Genomic DNA, 20,782 nt, shown 5'->3' with positions numbered 1-20,782 from the left:
TGAGAGTTCTCCTCTCACGACGGTTACGGCCCGATGTTCAGCGGAAGAGCAATTCCGCTATCTGGGTATCGACCTTCACTCGCTCGACGAGTCCTAGTTTGCTCAACAACGACTTTGGGTCGATCGGCATGCCTCCTCTGAACGCAGCTACAGCTTTGCTTCCAGCGGGTCTTCTCATTTCGTCAGTTACACCTACTGCCAACATATAGCCAACAAGATAAGGCGGTGGCTTGAGCTGTGGCAGATTAGTTATCATGACGAATGGTTCGTCATGACTGACCTCTTCAGCAAAAAATATCAACGTATCAAGTATCGGAAACATCAAGCCGTCGTACCGATAGACGCGGGCAGGCTGGTATCGATTATCGACATTGTGAATGTCAAACGGAATGCCGCGCTCGTTCTCGTCAAATACGCGCAACAGCGATCTAGCAACAAGTGCGGAGTTCGTAAGAACGCGCGTGTTGAGAATATAGGTTCCTCTGAGTCGCAGGGCGCAATCTGCCCATAGATGCCTATGCTTTTCGATAGATCCAAGTTGGATGAATGGCTTGATGTGCGCGTGATCCACAACGGTGTGTAAGCGTTTTACACCCGAAAGGAATTCATCGTGAGAGAGGTAAAAGAGCCTCAAATCTACAATGCCGACGACCTTTGCCAGTTGTTCAAGATGTGTTGGCCTGGGTTCGGTGCCGGATAACCATCGCGAGATGGTCGAGGCGTTGACACCCAGTCGGTTAGCTTGGGCTTTTTGGCTAAGACCCTTAAGCGGTGTGAGCTGGAAGCAATAAGTGACATTTTGACAGACGGGTTTTAGGACCATCGTGATTGGCGAGCAGAAGAGCTCCCTCCATTGGGAAAGCCGCCATTTTCACGACTATGCATTCAAACGCAACTGTCGGATGCACGAGGGGCCGCTAAGCTACAGACCAGGTTGGCCAATGGTGGCCAACTGATCTAGATAGAGGAGAGTGTCCAATGGCAGTTAAAACTATCGAAGACGCGAATGGCGACGTGTGGACCGGCAAAGCTGAGCCGGAAAGCTACTCGCCAATCGACTTCGTGTTTGACCTCATGACGGCTGGTGGTTACAGCGTCTCTGGTGCGACCGAGTCAACCAAGACGACGGTGACGCATAACGGGGTAAAGCATACCGGCAAAGAAATCTAGCGCGGGTGTTTGCGTGGTGCCAAAAGGGTCCGCCTTAGGGCGGGCCCCGATGCTCACTGGCTCCGTAGCAACGCCGGTTAGCCCATGTCAGGTTCTGTGAAGGGTTTCGGATGCCGGCCGCATGAGGGGACGGCACCGCGTGTTCGGCGGCCGGCGTCCGAAAGCCTCCAAGGGAGGAAACCGCGCTTGGGGAACGTAGAGCGGTGCGGCAGGCGCTATGGTGATTTGAGTGCCGCGGGCGGGCTGTCTGATTTGGATCGAGCCGATCCAACGAGTCGTACGACGGTGAAGCGGCAGACGAATGAGCGGCGGTTGGTGTCGAACGCCATGAGTTGTCTGACGGTTTGCGACGGCTGGCGGGTATGTGAGCGCACCTTGCCGTGGCCGGTCGGGAGCCGGCGATCACGACGAGCAGATTTGCAGGACTGTGGCGCGGTCACGAGGTATCGATCCTGATGCGGTTCGTTGGAGGCTTCGGCTGATGCCGTGGCGTTGCTCCGCGCGCGAACACCTCGATGATGATCATGCGACCGCCGCAGCAGGGGCAGGCCGGCTTGCTGGGATCGGCGGCGGCCGCGGTGGGTTGGTCTTCAGGCTTTGCAACAGCGAGCAGCTTGCGGGCACGTGCGATGTTGCCGGCGCAAGCGCCTTTGGCGAACAGGCCGTAGTGGCGGATGCGGTGCAGGCCTTTTGGCAGCACGTGGATGAGGAAGCGGCGAATGAACTCGTCGGTGGCGAGCGTCATCTGCTTGAAGCGATCGCGGCCCTCGCTGCGGTAGTCCTTCCACTTGAAGGTGACGCCTCGCCGGTCGACGGCGATCAAGCGGCTGTTGGCGATGGCGACGCGGTGGGTGTAGCGCGACAGATAGGCCAACACCGCCTCGGGCCCGCCGAACGGGCGCTTTGCGTAAACGATCCATTCCGCTTTGCGCAGCGGCGCGAGATAAGCCGCGAAGGATTGCGCATCGGCGAGCCGGCTGTTGTCGCCGAAGAAGCTCAGGCGGCCGGCTTGATGGACGGCGACGAGCTTTTGAAGGAACAGTCGCCGGAACAGGCGGGAGAGCACGCGCACGGGGAGGAAGAAGCCGGGCCGGCACGAAACCCAGCGCTGGCCGTCGGGCGAGATGCCGCCGCCCGGCACGATCATGTGCACATGCGGGTGATGGGTCAGGGCCGAGCCCCAGGTGTGCAGCACGGAGGTGATGCCGATCCTGGCCCCCAGATGCTTGGGATCGGCGGCGATCGTCAGCATGGTCTCGGCCGAGATCTTGAACAGGAGGTCGTAGACCACGGCCTTGTTCTGGTAGGCGATGTCGGCGATGGCCGCAGGCAGCGTGAACACGACGTGATAGTACGGCACCGGCAACAGTTCGGCTTCGCGGTCGGCAAGCCAGTCCTTCGCCGCGGCGCCCTGGCACTTCGGACAATGCCGGTTACGGCAGGAGTTGTAGGCGATCGACGTATAGGCGCAGTCCGCGCAGCGCGCGACATGCCCGCCAAGCGCCGCCGTGCGGCAACGCTCGATCGCCGACATCACCTTCAGCTGGTCGAGGCTGACATGGCCGGCATGAGCTTGACGCCATGCCGGACCATGGCTGCGGAAGATATCCGCAACCTCCAAAACCGGGCGCGACACGCGCGCCGCGTCAACCGGGCGGCCTGATCTCCTTGAGCTTGAGCGCGATGTGCTCCAGCGGGCTCATGACCTCGCTGATCGTCTTGGTGGCGACGCGGGTATAGAGCGCGGTGGTGTCGAGCTTGGCGTGACCGAGCAACACCTGGATGACGCGGACATCGATGTTCTGCTCCAAGAGGTGGGTGGCGAAGCTGTGCCGCAAGGTGTGCAGCGAGACGCGCTTGCTGATCTCCGCCATCTGGGCGGCGGCGTGACAGGCGCGATTGAGTTGGCGCGTGGTCATCGGCTGGGCCGGATCGCGGCCCGGAAACAACCAGCCCTGCGGCCGCGCCGCCTTCCACCAAGCGCGCAGCAGATTGAGCAGGCTCGGCGACAGCATGACGTTACGGTCCTTGCCGCCCTTGCCCTGCTCGACGCGGATGATCATGCGCTTGCTGTCGATGTCGGCGACCTTGAGCGAGACCACCTCGGCGGCGCGCAGGCCGGCGCCATAGGCTACGCTCAGCGCCGCCTTGTACTTCAGCCCCGGCGCGGCATCGAGCAGCCTTGCCACTTCCTCGGGGCTGAGCACCACCGGCAGCTTGCGCGGCTCGTGAATGACATGCGTGTGCTCGACGATCTCGTGGCACCTGAGCGTGACCCTAAAAAAGAACCGCAGCGTCGAAACGGTCTGATTGATGGTCGGCACGCCAACACCGCTTGCCGCCAGATGCAGCTGGTAGCGGCGCACGTCCTCGAAGCTCGCCGTATCCGGGGATCGCCCGAGAAACGCGGCGAAGTTCTTGACCCTTTGCACATAGTCATGTTGGGTCTTCGGCGCCAACTTGCGGATCGTCATGTCTTCGATCATGCGCCGGCGCAACGGGCTCATTGCCTCGTCGGTCATGGGGATGCTCCTGTCTTGAGTGAGGTTGTCGAACCCCTCGATCTCAAGACAGGACGCCCCGTTGCGCTATCCTCTTGGCCGTGCCGCCAGCCGCAGCGCCCTACCGCGCGAGCGGTTTAGTCCGTTGGCCCGTCGCGACATATTGCGCTGCCGCACGAACTTGGTCGTTATAGGAGCAAAGCGGACGTAGTTACCAGTCACATGACGCCGCCGGGTTTATGGGTACACGGCCTAGTTCGCAGTGGCTACGTTCGCGTCCTTACGACGGGATAATTAAGCGAGAAACTTCGGAAAAGATTGTCGAGAGGCTAGGCCATGCTCTTCGCCCATGAGAATACCTTTCTCTGCGAAATACGGATGAGGTCGAGCTTGTAGTTCAAGTCGGGTTCGAGCGTCGTTTTGGTTACGGTGTTACGCATCATCGATCTGACGAAATCACGATCTACCGCATGTTCACGACTGAAGCCGACATTCTTCTTGCGCTGCCGATAAACTGACCAATCCCCCAGCTGCTGTCGATAGGTGGGCGGCCATGGCTGAGCGGTAGCGATCGTCCCGTTTGTCGAAGCCCGCTCGGTTCGCCGCGCAGGCGTCCTGATGGACGCTGCTGGTGGCCTTCGCCCCCGTTGCGATCGCGTTGCTAATGCTGAGCGCTCGCCGGGGGCGCCGCGGTGGAGGATGTCTCAGCCGGCTCATCATCGGCGATCGCCCGCCAGGCGGCGCCATCGAGATCGTCATATTGGCCGTTCTTGAGCGACCAGAGAAAGGCCGCAAGGCCGAGCGCGCCAAGTACGAGCGCAAGAGGCACCAGATAGAGCAGGACTTCCATCAGGCGGGTTTCCTCTGCCGGCGCGCGCGCAAGGCATTGAGCATCACGAGCAGCGACGACGTGGACATCGCGGCCGCGGCGATGAGTGGCGTCACCAGGCCGGCCATAGCGAGCGGCACGGCGAGCGCGTTGTAGATCACCGCGAGCCAGAGGTTCTGCCGCATCAGCCGCACCGCCTGGCGCGAAATGGCGATTGCGGCTTGCACGGGTGCAAGCCGCTCGCCAAGAAACACCGCATGCGCCACCGACTGACTGAGGTGCGTCGCGGTGACCGGCGACATCGAGGCGTGAGCACCGGCCAGCGCCGGCGCATCGTTCAGGCCGTCTCCGACCATCAGCACCTTGTGGCCGTGGCGCGCGAGCTCGTCGATGCGGGCGATCTTGTCGACCGGGGTCACCTCGGCACGCCAATGATGAATGCCGAGCGTCTCGGCAGCGGCCCTGACGGCCGGCTCCCGGTCGCCGGAGAGCATCTCGACGGTCAAGCCGACCCGCTGCAGTGCAGAGACGGTGTTCGCCGCATCAGGACGGATCCGCTGCCGGACTGCGAAGACATGGCGCGTCAAACCATGTCGAAACGCGACGACGGATGCCTCGGGATCGTCCTGGAGAATCTGGTTAGCCGGCTCATCGGCGCCGCACCAGGACGGCCGCCCCAGCCTGATGTCGAGGCCATCGACCACGCCGGAAACGCCCTGCCCCGGCACCTCCGCGATGTCCGGCAGCGGCGCTTTTGCGCCTGCCGCGCGCGCAACCGCGGCGGCGACCGGGTGCCGGCTGGACAGCGCCAGGCGGCCGGCCAAATCGAAGACATCGGCAGGAATCGACGCGGCATTTGCGACGTCGAGCTCGGGCAGAGTCAGCGTGCCGGTCTTATCGAAGATCACCCGATCGACCTCGGCGATCCGCTCGATCGCCTCACCTGCATTGAGCAACACGCCCGAGCCGAACAGGGTGCCGGAGGCCACCGTCTGAACGGCTGGGATGGCGAGGCCAAGCGCGCAGGGACAGGTGATGATGAGGACAGCGATGGCAATCACGATCGAATCGTGGAGCGTGGCGCCTGCGACAAGCCAGCCGGTCATGGTCAAGAGTGCGGTCGCGTGGACAAGCGGCGCGTAAAGCCGCGAGGCACGTTCGGCAAGGCGCAGATAGCGCGACCGCGATTGCAGGGCATTTTCCAGCAGCCGCGAGATTTCAGACAGAAGCGTTGCTTCGCAAGCCGCCGAGACGCGCACGCGCAACGCGCCGGATCGCACCAGGGTCCCGGCGTAGACCGCACTTCCGGCGATTGCCGTCGTTGGCCGCGTCTCGCCGGTGATCAGGCTCTGATCGATCTCGGAGCGGCCGCTGAGGACAGCGCCGTCGACGGCCGACCGCTCGCCGGGACGGAGCAGCACGATGTCACCGGGGCGGATCGCGGCGACGGGAACGGTGCGGATCTCCTCGTCAGTGATGAATTTCGTTGCCGTTTCCGCCTTCAGCGCGGCAAGATTGCCGGCAAAGGCGCGGGTGCGCCGCCGCACGTTCTGGTCGAGATAGCGGCCTGCCAGCAGGAACGCGATCAGCATGATCGCCGCGTCGAAATAGGCGTGCTCGGCATGCGTCGCCGTTTCGAACAGCGACATCGCCAGCGCCAGCACGATGCCGATCGAGATCGGCACATCCATGTTGACACCGCGCGCGCGGAGCGCGGCACAGGCGGACGCAAAGAACGGCTGGGCCGAATAGGCTGCGGCCGGCAGCACGATCAGCGCGGAGAGCCAGTGAAAGAAGTCGCGCTGCTCGCCCAGCATGTCGCCGACATTGCCGGACCAGACCGGTACCGACAGCATCATCACATTCATCACCGCGAAAGCGGCAACTCCCAGGCGCCGCAGCAGCGCACTTGCGAGGTCGGCTTCCCGTGTCTCGGCGCCCGCCGGCTCGAACGGATAGGCCTTGTAGCCGAGCTCGGCGAGACGAAGGACGAAGAGCGCGGGATCCACCGCGCCCGCCTTCCACTCCAGCGCCAGGCGCCGATCGGTCAGATTAACCCGGGCCAGGGTGACATCCGGGATCTGCGACAAATTGCGCTCGATCTTGGCCATGCAGCCGGCGCAACAGATGCCGTCGACCGCGAGATCGAGGCGCAAGCGATCGGGGCCAGACCTCTTCAGGAAGTGCGAAAAATCGATGGTCGAATGCATTGCCTCGCGCCTTCAGTTCAGGACGACGCGGTTGCGCGACAGGAATAGGCGCTTTCCGTCCCGGTCGGCCTCGATCACCAGGTCCCACTGCCCCACCGCAACGCCATGCGCAATGCCATGGTAGTTGCCGTCGCCCGCCTCGATCATCGCAAACGCCTGGTCGGCTCTGCGGTCGGTCGGCCGCTCGAGCCGGCCGAAGACCGACAACCCGGCAAGCGGCGCGCCGTCCTGCGCCTTGGCGTCCAGAGTGAGCCGAGCCGTCCCGCCGGCCTGGCGCTCGATATGCGCATCGACTCTCCAATCGCGCCCGTTCTGCTGATGCGCAGCCTGGATTTCCTTCTGATAGGCAAGGCTCACGCTATAGGCGCTGTCGACGTCGGTTCCCGGCAGCGTGGCAATGGCAAGCCGCATCATCACCGCGTTGACGCCGATCACGACGGCAAAGAAAGAGACCACGGCGATCAGGACGAAGTGCCCGGTGATCGGCCGTATGGCGGATGAAGACGTTGTCATGTCCGTTTTCCTCAGATTTCAGGGCGTCACAAAATGATCGGTGGCGGAGGCAACCTCGCCGAGTCCGATGTCGGTGATGCGGAATTTCACCGGCTGGGTCTTCTCCATTGTCTCGTCGAAGGACGCAGTCACCAGCACGCGCAGCTCGGTGGTGGCATCGCGCGCAAGCACGATCATCGGCCGGTCCGGCGTGACGGAGTCGACGCCGACGATGTGGATCTGCGCATTGGCCGGCCCGTCGACATCGACGGCAATCACGCGATCAAATCCGCGCTTATTGAGGAAGCGCAGCGTATAGCCGTTGCGGATCGCGCCGGCGCTGAGCTTGACCGCCACGGGGTTCCGGTCGTGCAGCACGTTGAGGTCCAGCAGCGAGCGCGTCAGCAGCGCATGCAGCATCACCGCGCAAACCATGGCGATCAGCGCGGCATAGACCACCGTCCGCGAACGGACCGGCCTGAAGACTTCCGCCTTGCCGGATGTCCGCCGCTGCACATTGATGTCGTTGTCGTAGCCGATCAGGCGCATCGGCCTGCCGATCCTCTTCATCACGTTGTCGCAGGCATCGATGCAGAGGCCGCACTGGATGCAGCCGAGCTGCGCGCCGTTGCGGATGTCGATGCCGGTCGGGCAGACTGCGACGCATTGGTTGCAATCGACGCAATCACCGGCCGTCTCGCCCAGCGCGCGCTGGGCTCTCCCCTTCTTCACCGAACAGCGCGGCTCGCCGCGGTCGTATTTGTAGGTGACGTTGAGCGCCCACTCATCAGTAAGCGCGGCCTGGATGCGCGGCCATGGGCACATGTAGAGACAGACCTGCTCCCGTGCGTGGCCGGCCAGGAGATAGGTCGAAGCGGTGAGAATGCCGATCCAGATGTAGGCGATCGCCGGCGCCTGGAACGTGGCGAGATCCTTCACCAGCGTCGGTGCATCCGAGAAATAGAGGACCCAGGCGCCGCCGGTCCACCAGGCGATGATCAGCCAGATCGCCTGCTTCAACGCGCGCCGCGCCAGCCGCGCGGCCGTCAGCGGACCGGCATCGGCCTTGATGCGCGCGCGGCGGTCGCCCTCGGTCCAGCGCTCCACCGCGTAGAACAGGTCGGTCCACACCGTCTGTGGGCAGAGATAGCCGCACCAGGTGCGGCCGCCGAGCGCATTCATCAGGAACAAGGTGAAGGCAGCGAGGATCAACAGTCCGGTGAAGTAGTAGACCTCCTGCGGCCACAGCTCGATGAAAAAGAAATAGAAACGTTCGTTCGGCAGATCGATCAGCACGGCCTGATCGGGCGCACCAAGACCGCGGTTCCAGCGCAACAACGGCAGCAGGTAATAGACGCCGAGGCAGAGCGCCATCAGCCCCCATTTGATCCGCCGGAAGGTGCCCGAAACCCGTTGCGGATAGATTTTCTTCTGTGGTGCATAGAGCGGCAGATCATCATCGCCACCCATCAACTCCTTCGAAGTGACGTTCTTGGTCATCGGAACGCCCATCAAAATCCCCCGACAAGGCACCATTGCCCCAAGGCGGAACGGCTTCACCTGGGTGAACCGGTCAAACCTCGCCCGGCATTGCTATTTGCCACCGCCCAGCGAGTGGACGTAGACCGCCATCGCCTTGATGGTCGAAGGATCGAGCCGCCCTTCCCAGGCCGGCATGACCCCGGCGCGGCCATTGCTGATGGTCTCGATCAGGGTCGCCTCGTCCGAGCCGTAGAGCCAGATCTTGTCGGTCAAATTGGCGGCGCCGAGCTCCTGATTGCCCTTGCCGCCGTCCCCGTGGCAGGCGACGCAATTGTCGGCAAAGATCTTCTCGCCCTTGGCGGCGTCATAACCTTTCCGGGTCGAGAGGCCCGACAGCGAGCGCACATAGTTGGCCACCGTGACGATCTCGTCCGACTTGAGCACGCCGTCCTTGCCGAAGGCGAGCATCTGGCCTTCATGAGCCCTGGCATGACCGGAGCGTGCGCCGAACTGGATGGTCTGCATGATCTGCTCGAGCGTGCCGCCCCAGAGCCAGTCGTCGTCGTTCAGATTTGGATAGCCCTTCGCGCCGGCGGCGCCACTGCCGTGACAGGGCGCGCAATTGTCGCCGAACACCGTCTTGCCCCGCGCCCGCGCCAAGGCCAGGAGGGCCGGGTCGTTCTCGATCTCGGCCAGAGACGCGGTGCCAAGCGCCTTCATCTTTTCGCCGCGCATAGTTTCGAGTTGGGCCAGATTTGCGGTCACGGCGGCGCGATTGGTGTAGTGCAGGACCCCGGCCGTATAGCCGCTCACCAGCGGCCAGGCCGGATAGACCACCCAATAGCCGAAGGCCCAGATGATGGTGGCGTAGAAGGTCAGCACCCACCAGCGGGGAAGCGGCGTATTCAGCTCCTCGATGCCGTCCCATTCGTGGCCCGTGGTCGACCGGCCGGAAATGTGGTCGGTGTCGTTGTGCTGGCTCATCCGTCAATCCTCCCGCAGCGGCATTTTCGCCGCGGCATCGAACAGCGCCCTGTTGCGGGGACGCAGCGCGTAACAGACGATCGCAAGGAAGATGCCGACGAAGACCGGCGTCCAGAAGTTGAGCACGAACTGCGAGACCACGTTCTCAACGGAGACAATCACCTTCATCATAAACAGCCTTCAACGCAGATTGGCTTTTTCGTCGTAGAGCTTGAAGTCGACCAGCGTCCCCAGCATCTGCAGGTAGCCGACCAGCGCATCGAGTTCGGTGGGTTGGCCGGCCTTGCCGTCGAAGTTGCGGACAACCGCATTTGGATAGCGCTTCTGCAACGCTTCGGCATCCGCACCATCGGGATCGAGCTGCGCCTTGAGGTCGGCTTTGGCATTGGCGATCTGGTCGTCGGTATAGGGTACGCCGATCGCGCGGCTAGTGCGCAGATGCGCGGCGACGTCCTCAAGCTCGAGTTCGGTCGCAGCCAGCGATGGATACCCCGGCATCACCGATTGCGGCACGATCGCCCGCGGATTGATTAGGTGCCGGACATGCCAATCATCGGAATATTTGGCGCCGACCCGGGCAAGATCGGGACCCGTACGCTTCGAACCCCACTGGAAGGGGTGATCGTACATGCTCTCGGCGGCCAGCGAGTAGTGGCCGTAGCGCTCCACCTCGTCGCGCAACGGGCGGATCATCTGCGAGTGGCAGAGATAGCAGCCTTCGCGGACATAGATGTTGCGGCCGGCAAGCTCGAGCGGCGTGTAGGGACGAACGCCGTCGACCGCCTCGATCGTGCTCTTGAGATAGAACAGCGGCGTGATCTCGACGAGACCGCCGATCGCGATGACCACGAGGATTCCACCGATCAGGATGGTCGCGTTCTTCTCGAAGATCTTGTGTCGATTCCAGAAGGACATGGGATGCCTATTCGGCAGGCTGAAGCCGGCCGGCGGCGCGTGCCTCCTCGGCTTCGCCGGCCTTGACCGTCATCCAGAGATTGAAGGCCATGATCAGCGCGCCGATCAGGAACAACGCGCCCCCGGCTGCACGGATGATGTAGAAGGGATGCATGGCCTCGACGGTCTCGATGAAGGAATATTCGAGGAAGCCGAGCGAGGTGTAGGCCCGCCACATCAGGCCCTGCAGGATTCCGGACACCCACATGGCGGAGATGTAGAGCACGATGCCGAGCGTGGCGATCCAGAAGTGCCAGTTGACGAGCTTGAGGCTGTAGAGACCGTTACGATTCCACGCCCATGGCACCAGGCAGTAGAGCGCGCCGAAGGAGACGAAGCCGACCCAGCCGAGCGCGCCCGAATGCACGTGCCCGATGGTCCAATCGGTATAGTGGCTGAGCGAGTTGACGACCTTGATCGCCATCATCGGGCCTTCGAACGTCGACATGCCGTAAAAGGCCACAGACACGACGAGCATGCGCAGCACCGGGTCGGTGCGCAGCTTGTCCCAGGCGCCCGACAAGGTCATGAGCCCGTTGATCATCCCGCCCCAGGAGGGCATCCAGAGCATGATCGAGAATGTCATGCCGAGCGTCTGCACCCAGTCAGGCAGCGCGGTATAGTGCAGATGGTGCGGGCCGGCCCAGATGTAGAGGAAGATCAGCGCCCAGAAGTGGATGATCGAGAGCCGGTAGGAATAGATCGGCCGCTCCGCGCGCTTTGGAATGAAATAGTACATGATCGCGAGGAAACCGGCGGTGAGAAAGAAGCCGACCGCATTGTGCCCGTACCACCACTGGAACATGGCGTCCTGAACACCACCCCAGGCAATGTAGGACTTCGAGCCGAACACCGAGACCGGCAGCGCGGGGTTGTTGCCGAGGTGCAGAACCGCGATCGTCACGATGAAGGCGAGATAGAACCAGTTCGCGACGAAGATGTGCGGCTCCTTGCGCTTGACCAGAGTCGCCAGGAACACCAGCAGATAAGTCACCCAAACGATGGTCAGCCACAGATCGGCGTACCACTCGGGCTCGGCATATTCCTTCGACTGCGTCACGCCGAGCAGATACCCGGTACCGGCGATCACGATGAAGAAGTTGTAACCGAGCACGACGAACCAGGGGCCGAGATCGCCGGCGAGCCGGGTGCGGCAGGTCTTTTGCACGACATAGAACGAGGTCGCGATCAGGACGTTGCCGCCGAATGCGAAGATCACGGCCGAGGTGTGCAGCGGGCGCAGGCGGCCGAAGCTGGTCCAGGGCAGATCGAGATTGAGCGCGGGCCATGCCAGTTGCGAGGCAATGACAAGTCCCACGGCAAAGCCGGCAATCCCCCAGAACATCGCCGCCACGGATGCAAACCTGATAGGGCCAAGATTGTAGTTGGGACGCCCGTTGATCTCCTGCGGCGGCAGCTTGGCCGAGCGATCATAGTAGCGGTTGAGGATCGCAAACGCAGCCGCGATGCTGGCGGCGCAGCCAAGCGAGGCGTGAAAGGCGAACGGGGCGTCATGCGCGAATCCCGCACCGATCAGGCAAAGGAATGCGAGCACCGCAAACAGCGGCCACAACGTCGCTTCTCCGATCGTCATCGATTTTGCGCCAGCGGAGACGTTCGTCATGGTGCGACATCCTCGAGGAGTGGCTCAGGGAGGCACGCGCGGCGCCCGGGTTGATCGACATCAATTGCGGGTGGCGGGGACCGGCAGATTCTGTGGGGCGCACCGCTGCACATCATCCGCCAACGCCCGCAGCGTCTGCTCATTTGGGCAGTATTTTGCGGGCGTCGCTTGCCGCGCGTGATTCAAGTCGCGGGCGCAGCGCGCCTTGGACGCGCATTGGCTGCACACGCGTCGCAGATCGCGGAGCGCGTCACGGTGAAATTCTTCCTCGTGGTCCTCGGCAAGGCCCGCATGGGAGAGGCGCCTGCTCAGGGACTGAAGCGACCCCGAAGGCTTCAAGATCAGCGCAGCGAGCTCCGTCGTGGAAAGGTTCAGCTCGCGCGCGATAACCTCCATGTCCCGCTGGTCCAGCCGCTGCAACTCGTTCCTGCGATCCACGACGCCCTTCAGGCGGCCAAGGAGATTGCCGAACAATGTGCTGCACGTCTTGCCGGCCGCTTCAATCAACATGTGACGATTTGGGTCCCTTTTTCGATGATGTGTTACATCGGCCAAGGGACGTTGTCGTTGATGCAGATCAAATTGCGCTGCTGAACTGCGCGGCCTGCGCGCATCGATAGGTGTCGAAAGTTGCGGCGATGACGCGAACGACGGCCCGACCAGCCTCTGTGACTGTCAATCTGGCGCCCGCGATCTCGACCAGCCCCGCTGATTGCATCGGCGTCAGCCTCGCCATTTCATTGCGGAACTCGGCATTCGGCGCGACGACATCGAGATCGACAATAAAATCGCACATCAGCCGCTCGATGATGTGCGCGCGCTGCCGGTCGTTTTCATCGCGCCGGCATCCCCTGGCTGAGGCGAGTGAGCCGGCAGCGATGGCACCGAGATATCTCGGAACATCGGCTGCGTTCTGCGCGAAGCCGTCTGCGAAGGTCGATATCGAGGAGGCGCCGAGCCCGAGAAGAACGCCGCTGGCATCCTCGGTATAGCCCTGGAAATTGCGATGCAGCGTCCCGCCTGCCGCGGCCCTTGCGAGCGCATCGCCAGGCCTCGCAAAATGATCGATGCCGATTTTCACATAGCCGGCGCGAATCAGCTCCTCGGACATGACCTCGGCCTGCTCGATGCGCTGATCCTGCGACGGCAGTTTGGCTTCATCGATACGCCGCTGGTTGGCCTTGAGCCGCGGCAGGTGCGCATAGCCGAAACAAGCGATGCGGTCCGGCGCCATCGCCGCGACCAACGCACAAGTCTTGCGAATCGAGGCGGCTGTCTGCAGCGGCAGCCCATACATCAGATCGAAATTCAGATTTCTGATTCCGGCCGACCGCAATCGCTCGACGGCCGTCTCGATGACAACCAGCGGCTGGAGGCGGCCGATCGCGGCCTGCACCAAGGGATTGACGTCCTGCACGCCCAGACTCGCACGGCTGAGGCCGAGTTCCGCCAGGGCTTCCACGAGCGCGACAGTCACGTGACGCGGATCGAGCTCGATCGCGTGCTCGGAGCCGTTCGCAAACGGAAACTGACGGCGGAGCGCGGTGATCACGGATCGCAGGCCGTCAGGTCCGAGAATGCTGGGCGTTCCGCCGCCCCAGTGCAGGCGGGCAATTTTGGGCCTGGCCCCGAGCAGGCTCGCAACAAGATCGATCTCCGTCTCAAGCGCGCGACGATAGGCACCGACCACGTCATCACGGACGGCCATTTTGGTGTTGCAGCCGCAGTACAGGCATATCTTTCGGCAATAGGGCACGTGAAGATAGACCGAGACGGCCTGAGCCGCCCCGAGGCCGGCGAGCCAGGCCTCGTGATCTTTCGCGCCGACGTCGGCTGAGAAATCGGCGGCAGTCGGATAAGACGTATAGCGCGGCACATTGTAGCCGGCATAGCGGCGCACGACGGGGTTCAAGACACATCGACCTTGCTAGGAGGCCCCGGCCCGCTCCAGCGCGGTCGGCGCCCGGAATTCGACGGCATCTGCGAAGATCGTCCAGTCATGAACGTGCCTCTGCCGGCAAAAATCGGCTTCCGCTCGTCCAACCGCGTCCGTCAGGGATGGAGCTTCGATGGTGAACGCCGCCTCGCACGCGCGATGCTCGTGCCCCCTGTCGTCGCAGACCGTCTTGATGAAGCGCACCTCAAATAAGGACATTGTGTTTCTCCTGTTTGCCGACATGTTGCTCAGAACCGGAGCGAAGTCCTTGAGCAAGATCAATCAGGCATCGCGCCCGATCGCCCACGCTGCAGTCGACGCCCCTCGTCGGCGCAAGCACTGGCACCGGTCGGGCCGGCGACCGGCGGCTAGCTGATGCCGGGCTGCCCCCAGGCCTCACAGACCCACAGCGAGCGCGAGACGCATCAGTTCGGACATGCTGCGCGCCCCCGTCTTCGCCATGAGATTGGCACGGTAGACCTCGACCGTGCGCGGACTGATGCTGAGCTCATGCGCGATGACCTTGTTGATCTTGCCGGCCACAATCCCCTGCAGCACGTCGCGCTCGCGGGGCGACAGGTCTGCGAGCCGTGCCGCGGCCTGCTTTCGCGCGGAATTTTCGCCCGGAGCGGAGGGACGGGTATCGAGCGCGGCGCGGATCGCGTCCAAGAGCGCCGCATCATCGAACGGCTTTTCAATGAAATCCGCAGCACCCGCCTTCATCGCCTCCACGGCGAGCGCGACGTCGCCGTGGCCGGTGATCAGGATGACCGCACTGGCTGCTCCTTCGCGCTTCAGCTTCCTAACCAGCTCGATGCCGCTGATGCCCGGCATGCGAATATCAGAGACGACGCAGCTTAAAGTCTCGGCCCCGCCGCCGGCCAGAAACGCATCGGCCGTCTCGTAGACCTGCGACCTGTATCCATTGACGTCGAGCAGGAACGCCAGCGAATCCCGCATCGCAGCGTCGTCGTCAATGACGTGAATGACCGGCTTATCGTTCATCCGCCACCTCCGTTTCGGCGAAGGGCAGCGTAAATTCAAATACGGTGCCCGCGCCACCGTTGGGACGTGCCGCGACGCGTCCGCCGTGTGCTTCGATGATGGTTCGGCAGATTGAAAGACCTACACCCATGCCGTTTGCCTTGGTGGTGACGAAGGGTTGAAACAGCTTCTCGGCAATCTCCGGGGCGATGCCCGTGCCCGTATCGGTGACGGAGAACAAGGCGAACCTGTTTTGGCGGGTGACGCCGATGGTCAGCTCGCGCCGGCTGGTCGTTTCCATCGCCTCGATGCCGTTCCTGATGAGGTTGAGCGCGACTTGCTGGATCTGGACCTTGTCGACGACAACGTCGGGAAGGTCGTGGTCACAGCGCAGTGACACGCGCACACCCTGTTCCCGGGCCCCGACCAGGGCTAGCGCCGCGGCCTCCTCGAGCAGTGCCGCCGGATTCTCGATGGTGTGCTCGGTCTCGCCCTTGGCAACGAACTCACGCAGGCGCTTGATGATGTCGCCGGCGCGCAACGCCTGGTCGGCGCTACGGTCCATGGCCTCGCGCACGCGCTCCTTGTCGACTTCTTTCGGCTTCAGCAGGGTCGCGGCGCCGCGCAGATAGCTGGTGATCGCGGACAATGGCTGATTGAGCTCGTGCGCGAGCGAGGACGCCATCTCGCCCATGGCGGTCAGCCGCGACACGTGCAGTAGCTCCGACTGCAGCTCCTGCATGCGGCGCTCCTGGGTTCGCCGTTCCGTCAGGTCGCGGACGAAGCCGGTAAAGTACCGCTCGGCGCCGGCCTTGGCTTCGCCGACTGCGAGCTCCATCGGAAAGGTCGAGCCATCCTTGCGCTCGCCGACCACGATCCGCCCGATCCCGATGATGCGGCGCTCGCCTGTGGCGCGGTAGCGATCGAGATAGCTATCGTGCTCCTGCCGGTAAGGTCCCGGCATCAGGATGGAGACATTGTTTCCGATCGCCTCCGCGGCCGACCAGCCAAAGAGGCGCTCGGCCGTGACGCTGAAGGATTGCATGATGCCCCGCTCATCGATCACGACCATGGCTTCCGGGACGGTATCCAGGATTGACTGAAGCTGGGCCTGCCGATTTCGGGCATCTTCGGACTGTTGCCGCAGCCGGTCTCCGATCACGCCGAGGATCGGTCCCATGACGGTGAAGAAGGAGACATCGATCAGGTTCGCCGGGTCGCTATAGAGGCTGGTTCCGAGGAAATAGGCGCTGCTTCCAAGACAGAGCAGCGTGGCGAAGATGGCCGGCCCGCGGCCGCCGGCAAAGGCCGCAAAGACGACGACCGGAACGTAGATCACGGTGAAGGTCCGATCCTCGAAAGAGTGATGCAAGGCAAGGCGCAGACAGAGGATGAAAGCGGAGGCGGTTGCCGCCGCGCCGTAGCGAAGCCAAAATCGGGCTTGTGCTGTCATTCAGTGGCCAGATGCGAAAACGAAAGCGTCTTTGCGAGACTGGATGGTGATCGCCTCATAGCTCGACTGGCCGTCCTTTCGACAAGAGGTGGGCTGGAGCAAAACTAGTCTTTCGCGGGCCACGGACGCCAGTGCGTCGGATGAATGATGACGCGCTCGCGGGTGGTATCCTTGATCCAGCCGCTCGGGGTGCGACGGCAGGCGAAGATCAGCGCATGCACGCGATTGCCTTCGATCACGGCGAGCTCGAGCGCTCGTTCGTACGGGGCCGTCGAAATTCCTTCCCACACCGTTCGCTCGTCCATTGCTTTCATCTCACAGGATACCCTTGCCCCCTGGGGGAACATGCAACGGTCGCGCATCCAGCGCGTTGGCTGGGACTTCTATTCGGCAAACCCCTTCACGCCCAGGCATGGACAGTGTCTGGCTTTTATCCACCTCGATACTCAACTGCATCGCAAGCTCCCGGCCGAACCGACATGCTGGAATATTTCCGCGTCGACCGGCCGTCGGGTCACCAGATGGCACTGACACTTGAGCGAAGCCGGCCCCATCGGAAGGCTGCCCATGACATCTCTCGCACCAGGATCCTCGCTGATCCTAAAAGCCTGCCAGAGCTCATCTGATCGCCGCCGCACGTGACCGGTCAAAAATCGCCGCGCAGAGCCACTGGGTGTTCAATCAAATTTGTAGGAGGCCTGGATGAACGTGCCCCATCGTTCCATGCGGTATTTCGCAAGAGCAGCCTCCTGATCTCGGCCGCCCTGCCAGTTGGCGTTGTAGATCACATCGCTGTCCTTTTTGGTCCACATTGACCAATATCGACCACCAACTCCGATGCTGACATTCTTGGTGAGAAAGTAGGAGAGCGCCCCTTCCACCTGAAGGCCTCCGCCACCGTCTCCGCGCTGATCGTAGAACGTTGTCGCTGGGCGGAGGAGATGGTTGTCGCGACCACTGAACTCGGTCCATGGCAGGTAAGCAATGTCGGCGCTCACGCGCCAGCGCTCAAGCACCAAAGCCTCGGCGCTAACGCCGATGCGCGGCGCATTCCAATCGGTGTCTTGAGTGCCGATGAGCTGCCCCTGCCGCTGGGACGGCCCCGTGCATGGCCAGGCCGGCGAGGACGAAGCGGTCTGCACGCAACCTATCGAATCCGACTTCTCGCCGTAGGAGGTCCATCCGACAAACGCGCCCACCTTGTAATTGCTGCCGCGCAGAAAATCGTAGCCGGCATCCGCCGTGTAGTATGTGAATCGTCCGTTCGCCTGACCGGATAACGCGTTGAGATAGGCCCACTGCCCGAGGCTCGAATCTTCGTCGTTCCGCTTTCCTTTGTTGAAGCGTCCGAGGCCAATATTGCCCTTCAGGAATATCCTCCAAGGGCTGTCAAGGCGCCCGAACATCTCGCCGGACACGCCGTCGAGCCCCTGATAGGTGAGCCTTGAAGTGGGAACGCTTTCATCTCCTGGAAACCGGGGCGCATGTGTGTAGTCCCACTGGAAAGCGCCCCGGCTGAGCCAGACTCGTGAGCCGCCCTCGAGCGACCAGCCGCCCGTAGATAGAACGGGCTTGGCTTTGGCGCTCGCTGTTGCGGGGCGCAGCGGCGCATCGGCCCATTCCGCGGTCGGATCGACACCAAAATGGTAATTCAAGCCGACTTTACCGACGTGATAATCGCTAGATAAGCTGCTCGTGCTGGCGGGGATGATAGCAAGGGGCGGACGCTGCACGGTTGGAGGGGTCGCCACACGAGGTCCGCCAAAACCCATATAGTCGTACTCAAATTTGACGGACCAAGCGGGCGTGAGCTGCTGCTCGATGCCGACACCGACGGTCGCGCCGAAACGACCGTCATCGAACTGCGTCGTATGCCGCGGGTATCCGGCAAAGGTCCCGTCCCGGAATTCGTTGTGATTGGTGATCGCGCCGCGATTGTTTTGCCAAGCAGCGCCTCCTTTGACGTAGGCCAGCGTGTGGCCCTGCGGGCCAAAAGCATAACCCACACGAGCGGTTCCCGTGGCAAGGACGCTTGGACCTGCGTTGCAGGTTGCGATCACAACAACGCTGGAGAAGGCAAGACAGGTGTTTGTGCCGTCCGAGACAACACGGCTCGCTTCCAGCTCAACGCCGAACACCCAGCCGTCCCTCTGCCAGTTGTAACCGAGCTGTCCGCCGGCCAGGAATGCAGGCGTATCAACGACGTCCCCGTAAATCGATGGGCCATAGGGATCACTGAACGACGTCCGGCCGTAGCCCCCGGCGGCGTGTCCGCCGATATATCCTCCGGTCCAGCTCCACAGTTTCGGCGGGACTTTTGCGGCCGGCTTGAGATCTGTTGAATTGACTGCTCCGCTTGCAACGAGCGCAGCTGTTGCGGCCCACCAGGTAAGCACTTCAAATCGCATCATCACCTCACAATGTGCGTCATCATCGAACGAAGGCTGATGACACACAGACATTTGCACCCGTCCTTCGGTGGACCGAGTACGACAACTGCTTCAAGCGTGTCGTCATAGCGCATGCATCAGCGACACACCGAGATGGAGATGCGTCGAAGCTCACCGCCTGCGACGGGCAGCGGGTCGATCGCAGTCCCAAACCGTTGCGTTGCTGATGCTGTTACGCCGCCTTACACACGCAGCCTTCGCGACTGCAGGATCCAGGCCAGCGCCAAAGCGCGCCTTCATTGCCTCTGGCTTGTCGTGCGCAATGTCGCGTTCGCGTCAGCTTGGCGAGCTTCGGACAAGCCGTGCGTTTGCTTTCGGACATGGGCAGCTCGGGGCGCCGCTACCTGCCTCCGACCGCACCCGTGCCCTCTGCACAGTGACCATGACTCTTTGGAAGGGTCGGGATCGCTTCGACCGATTTTGGCGCGGGCCTTGTCCGCAGCGAAGTCCATTTGATGCGGCAGCTCCCGGCATCCCTCTGCCGTTTCCAAGCGGTGATCTCGCGGCGCGATGGGTTAGATCATCGATCCAGCGATAGAGGCGTTTTCCCCGCAATACGCTCCCTCTCGATCTCAATCGTGTTGAGCCAGCTTGCATGGTTGGAGGTGTCGTGGACGTCCGAGCCGCCGCAATATCCGCCTGGCTTCGGCGGGCGGGAATGTCTGATCGGGGCGCCTGCGAGGTGGGTCGATCATTATCCCGCGCGATGCCGATAGATGTCACTGGCGGGGTCTTGCTGGCGAGGATCGGACGTCAGCTTCGAGAGGTCATAGAACAAGGCAGCCGAACGCGGGCCAGTGATCGCGACGCCGGCATGCAATTGCCGCGGGCCGCCGTCCAGCGCGCAGAGCGCTTCCAGGATCTCGTCGATGGCCGCTGGCGCCTTGAGCCCTTCGGGAGCAATGAGCGGCGGGCACGACGCGATCGCGGTCGCATCCGATGCCCATGAAGCCAGGATGCCCGCTTCTCGGCAAATGCTGAGGCCCGGGTGTGAGACGAGATCCCGCGGGGGCTCGAACGCGACGCCGCGATGAAGCAAACAGCAGAAATCGACAATGTTGTCGTCGGGAGCGGTCGCAGGCCGCGTGGTCGCCTCCTGAGCCAGGACGAGTTACCGCATCCGCCGCGGGGGCCCGCGCGGCGAGATGTTTCAGATGTTCGGGACGGATCAGGCGACCCGGGATTCGACCTGTGTGACGTTGCTCGGAGCGACGTCGCTGATCGCAATGCGGCGCGGCTTCATCGCCTCGGGGATCTCCCTCTGCAGGTCAATGACGAGCAGACCGTTCTCGAAGCGGGCGCCCTTGACCTCGACATGCTCGGCGAGCGTGAACTGGCGCTTGACATTGCGTGCCGAGATGCCGCGATGCAGGTAGATCTTCTCTTCCTTCTCGCTCTTGCGGCCCTCGAGTGTCAGGACGTTCTGCTCGACCGTCAGCGAGACCTCGTCCGGCGTGAATCCGGCGAGGGCCACCGAGATCTGGAAGCGGTTCTCGTCGAGACGTTCGATGTTGTAAGGGGGATAGCTCTCTTCGGCGGTCCGCTGGACCTCGTCGAGAACGTCGAAAAGACGGTCGAAGCCGATGGCGGACCTCCCGAGGGGAGTCCAATCATACCTCATAGCCAAATCCTCCTTGGAGCAAGATGGGTACGAGCAGGCTCCGGACATCGTCCGGCGCCCGACTCATTTCGCGGGACCCTAAGAGCATCCCG

The 20,782-nt window shown here is 62.7% G+C and carries 22 protein-coding genes; 2 read left to right on the top strand and 20 right to left on the bottom strand.

Going from position 1 to position 20,782, the window contains the following annotated elements; genetic code table 11:
* Positions 1–37: 37 nt before the first annotated feature.
* Positions 38–823 (bottom strand): helix-turn-helix transcriptional regulator, encoded by a 786-nt coding sequence (locus JJE66_RS15430; protein ID WP_200515061.1) that lies wholly within the window; start codon positions 821–823, stop codon positions 38–40.
* Between the two features lie 155 nt (positions 824–978).
* On the opposite strand from JJE66_RS15430, the gene JJE66_RS15425 reads away from it, so the two are divergent.
* A complete protein-coding gene (locus tag JJE66_RS15425) occupies positions 979–1,170 on the top strand; it encodes a hypothetical protein (RefSeq protein WP_200515060.1) in 192 nt (63 codons plus the stop codon).
* 436 nt (positions 1,171–1,606) lie between these two features.
* Here the strand turns inward: JJE66_RS15425 and JJE66_RS15420 are convergent, their stop codons facing one another.
* The 11 genes from JJE66_RS15420 to JJE66_RS38885 form a co-directional block, all read right to left on the bottom strand.
* The gene (locus JJE66_RS15420; RefSeq protein WP_200515059.1) at positions 1,607–2,806 is read right to left on the bottom strand and encodes an IS91 family transposase; all 1,200 of its coding nucleotides are present in this window, start codon (positions 2,804–2,806) and stop codon (positions 1,607–1,609) included.
* A gap of 10 nt (positions 2,807–2,816) precedes the next feature.
* The gene (locus JJE66_RS15415; protein ID WP_200515058.1) at positions 2,817–3,692 is read right to left on the bottom strand and encodes a tyrosine-type recombinase/integrase; all 876 of its coding nucleotides are present in this window, start codon (positions 3,690–3,692) and stop codon (positions 2,817–2,819) included.
* Positions 3,693–4,332: 640 nt separating this feature from the next.
* Positions 4,333–4,521, bottom strand: a complete 189-nt coding sequence (ccoS, locus tag JJE66_RS15410) for a cbb3-type cytochrome oxidase assembly protein CcoS (protein ID WP_200515057.1) — start codon at positions 4,519–4,521, stop codon at positions 4,333–4,335.
* Positions 4,521–6,710 carry a heavy metal translocating P-type ATPase gene (locus tag JJE66_RS15405; protein ID WP_200515056.1) on the bottom strand — a complete coding sequence of 730 codons (2,190 nt, stop codon included), beginning with the start codon at positions 6,708–6,710 and terminating at the stop codon, positions 4,521–4,523. The genes ccoS and JJE66_RS15405 overlap by 1 nt, the downstream gene beginning before the upstream one ends.
* A gap of 12 nt (positions 6,711–6,722) precedes the next feature.
* Complete coding sequence (locus tag JJE66_RS15400; RefSeq protein ID WP_200515055.1) at positions 6,723–7,223, bottom strand: FixH family protein; 501 nt, start codon at positions 7,221–7,223, stop codon at positions 6,723–6,725.
* A gap of 18 nt (positions 7,224–7,241) precedes the next feature.
* Positions 7,242–8,702, bottom strand: coding sequence for a cytochrome c oxidase accessory protein CcoG (ccoG, locus tag JJE66_RS15395; protein WP_200515379.1), 1,461 nt, complete (start codon positions 8,700–8,702; stop codon positions 7,242–7,244).
* A 93-nt stretch (positions 8,703–8,795) separates the two neighbouring features.
* On the bottom strand, positions 8,796–9,668 hold the full coding sequence (ccoP, locus tag JJE66_RS15390) for a cytochrome-c oxidase, cbb3-type subunit III (protein ID WP_200515054.1): 873 nt from the start codon (positions 9,666–9,668) through the stop codon (positions 8,796–8,798).
* A 3-nt stretch (positions 9,669–9,671) separates the two neighbouring features.
* Entirely contained in the window at positions 9,672–9,836 is a 165-nt protein-coding gene (locus tag JJE66_RS15385; protein ID WP_200496213.1) for a cbb3-type cytochrome c oxidase subunit 3, read from the bottom strand.
* A gap of 12 nt (positions 9,837–9,848) precedes the next feature.
* Positions 9,849–10,583, bottom strand: coding sequence for a cytochrome-c oxidase, cbb3-type subunit II (gene ccoO / locus JJE66_RS15380; RefSeq protein WP_200515053.1), 735 nt, complete (start codon positions 10,581–10,583; stop codon positions 9,849–9,851).
* Between the two features lie 7 nt (positions 10,584–10,590).
* Entirely contained in the window at positions 10,591–12,216 is a 1,626-nt protein-coding gene (gene ccoN / locus JJE66_RS15375) for a cytochrome-c oxidase, cbb3-type subunit I (protein ID WP_409362835.1), read from the bottom strand.
* A gap of 90 nt (positions 12,217–12,306) precedes the next feature.
* Positions 12,307–12,474: a hypothetical protein gene (locus tag JJE66_RS38885; RefSeq protein WP_409362834.1), complete on the bottom strand. Its 168-nt coding sequence runs from the start codon at positions 12,472–12,474 to the stop codon at positions 12,307–12,309.
* On the opposite strand from JJE66_RS38885, the gene JJE66_RS15370 reads away from it, so the two are divergent.
* Positions 12,415–12,840: a hypothetical protein gene (locus JJE66_RS15370; protein WP_200515051.1), complete on the top strand. Its 426-nt coding sequence runs from the start codon at positions 12,415–12,417 to the stop codon at positions 12,838–12,840. The two genes, JJE66_RS38885 and JJE66_RS15370, sit on opposite strands and share 60 nt — an antisense overlap.
* Here the strand turns inward: JJE66_RS15370 and hemN are convergent.
* The 8 genes from hemN to JJE66_RS15330 form a co-directional block, all read right to left on the bottom strand.
* Positions 12,824–14,158 carry an oxygen-independent coproporphyrinogen III oxidase gene (gene hemN / locus JJE66_RS15365; protein ID WP_200515050.1) on the bottom strand — a complete coding sequence of 445 codons (1,335 nt, stop codon included), beginning with the start codon at positions 14,156–14,158 and terminating at the stop codon, positions 12,824–12,826. The two genes, JJE66_RS15370 and hemN, sit on opposite strands and share 17 nt — an antisense overlap.
* Before the next feature lie 15 nt (positions 14,159–14,173).
* On the bottom strand, positions 14,174–14,401 hold the full coding sequence (locus tag JJE66_RS15360) for a hypothetical protein (RefSeq protein WP_200515049.1): 228 nt from the start codon (positions 14,399–14,401) through the stop codon (positions 14,174–14,176).
* Positions 14,402–14,578: 177 nt separating this feature from the next.
* A complete protein-coding gene (fixJ, locus tag JJE66_RS15355) occupies positions 14,579–15,187 on the bottom strand; it encodes a response regulator FixJ (RefSeq protein WP_200515048.1) in 609 nt (202 codons plus the stop codon).
* Positions 15,177–16,619, bottom strand: a complete 1,443-nt coding sequence (locus tag JJE66_RS15350; RefSeq protein WP_200515047.1) for a PAS domain S-box protein — start codon at positions 16,617–16,619, stop codon at positions 15,177–15,179. The genes fixJ and JJE66_RS15350 overlap by 11 nt, the downstream gene beginning before the upstream one ends.
* Positions 16,620–16,723: 104 nt before the next feature.
* Complete coding sequence (locus JJE66_RS15345) at positions 16,724–16,924, bottom strand: hypothetical protein (protein ID WP_200515046.1); 201 nt, start codon at positions 16,922–16,924, stop codon at positions 16,724–16,726.
* A gap of 372 nt (positions 16,925–17,296) precedes the next feature.
* Entirely contained in the window at positions 17,297–19,081 is a 1,785-nt protein-coding gene (locus JJE66_RS15340) for an outer membrane beta-barrel protein (protein ID WP_246756210.1), read from the bottom strand.
* A 682-nt stretch (positions 19,082–19,763) separates the two neighbouring features.
* The gene (locus JJE66_RS15335) at positions 19,764–20,108 is read right to left on the bottom strand and encodes a hypothetical protein (protein ID WP_311979883.1); all 345 of its coding nucleotides are present in this window, start codon (positions 20,106–20,108) and stop codon (positions 19,764–19,766) included.
* Positions 20,109–20,237: 129 nt separating this feature from the next.
* Positions 20,238–20,690, bottom strand: a complete 453-nt coding sequence (locus tag JJE66_RS15330) for an Hsp20 family protein (protein WP_200515045.1) — start codon at positions 20,688–20,690, stop codon at positions 20,238–20,240.
* Between the last annotated feature and the right edge of the window lie 92 nt (positions 20,691–20,782).

The organism is Bradyrhizobium diazoefficiens, assembly GCF_016612535.1.
Taxonomy (GTDB): Bacteria; Pseudomonadota; Alphaproteobacteria; order Rhizobiales; family Xanthobacteraceae; genus Bradyrhizobium; species Bradyrhizobium diazoefficiens_C.
The sequence above is the reverse complement of the archived record's forward strand: the minus strand, read 5'-3'. Positions and strand labels throughout refer to the sequence as shown.

What these genes read in the sequence shown, in the direction of transcription:
- JJE66_RS15430 (WP_200515061.1), bottom strand. Translation starts at nt 823, where the DNA reads ATGGTCCTAAAACCCGTCTGTCAAAATGTCACTTATTGCTTCCAGCTC.
- JJE66_RS15425 (WP_200515060.1), top strand. Translation starts at nt 979, where the DNA reads ATGGCAGTTAAAACTATCGAAGACGCGAATGGCGACGTGTGGACCGGC.
- JJE66_RS15415 (WP_200515058.1), bottom strand. Translation starts at nt 3,692, where the DNA reads ATGACCGACGAGGCAATGAGCCCGTTGCGCCGGCGCATGATCGAAGAC.
- ccoS (WP_200515057.1), bottom strand. Translation starts at nt 4,521, where the DNA reads ATGGAAGTCCTGCTCTATCTGGTGCCTCTTGCGCTCGTACTTGGCGCG.
- JJE66_RS15405 (WP_200515056.1), bottom strand. Translation starts at nt 6,710, where the DNA reads ATGCATTCGACCATCGATTTTTCGCACTTCCTGAAGAGGTCTGGCCCC.
- JJE66_RS15400 (WP_200515055.1), bottom strand. Translation starts at nt 7,223, where the DNA reads ATGACAACGTCTTCATCCGCCATACGGCCGATCACCGGGCACTTCGTC.
- ccoG (WP_200515379.1), bottom strand. Translation starts at nt 8,702, where the DNA reads ATGACCAAGAACGTCACTTCGAAGGAGTTGATGGGTGGCGATGATGAT.
- ccoP (WP_200515054.1), bottom strand. Translation starts at nt 9,668, where the DNA reads ATGAGCCAGCACAACGACACCGACCACATTTCCGGCCGGTCGACCACG.
- JJE66_RS15385 (WP_200496213.1), bottom strand. Translation starts at nt 9,836, where the DNA reads ATGAAGGTGATTGTCTCCGTTGAGAACGTGGTCTCGCAGTTCGTGCTC.
- ccoO (WP_200515053.1), bottom strand. Translation starts at nt 10,583, where the DNA reads ATGTCCTTCTGGAATCGACACAAGATCTTCGAGAAGAACGCGACCATC.
- ccoN (WP_409362835.1), bottom strand. Translation starts at nt 12,216, where the DNA reads ATGACGATCGGAGAAGCGACGTTGTGGCCGCTGTTTGCGGTGCTCGCA.
- JJE66_RS15360 (WP_200515049.1), bottom strand. Translation starts at nt 14,401, where the DNA reads ATGTCCTTATTTGAGGTGCGCTTCATCAAGACGGTCTGCGACGACAGG.
- fixJ (WP_200515048.1), bottom strand. Translation starts at nt 15,187, where the DNA reads ATGAACGATAAGCCGGTCATTCACGTCATTGACGACGACGCTGCGATG.
- JJE66_RS15350 (WP_200515047.1), bottom strand. Translation starts at nt 16,619, where the DNA reads ATGACAGCACAAGCCCGATTTTGGCTTCGCTACGGCGCGGCGGCAACC.
- JJE66_RS15345 (WP_200515046.1), bottom strand. Translation starts at nt 16,924, where the DNA reads ATGGACGAGCGAACGGTGTGGGAAGGAATTTCGACGGCCCCGTACGAA.
- JJE66_RS15340 (WP_246756210.1), bottom strand. Translation starts at nt 19,081, where the DNA reads ATGTCTGTGTGTCATCAGCCTTCGTTCGATGATGACGCACATTGTGAG.
- JJE66_RS15330 (WP_200515045.1), bottom strand. Translation starts at nt 20,690, where the DNA reads ATGAGGTATGATTGGACTCCCCTCGGGAGGTCCGCCATCGGCTTCGAC.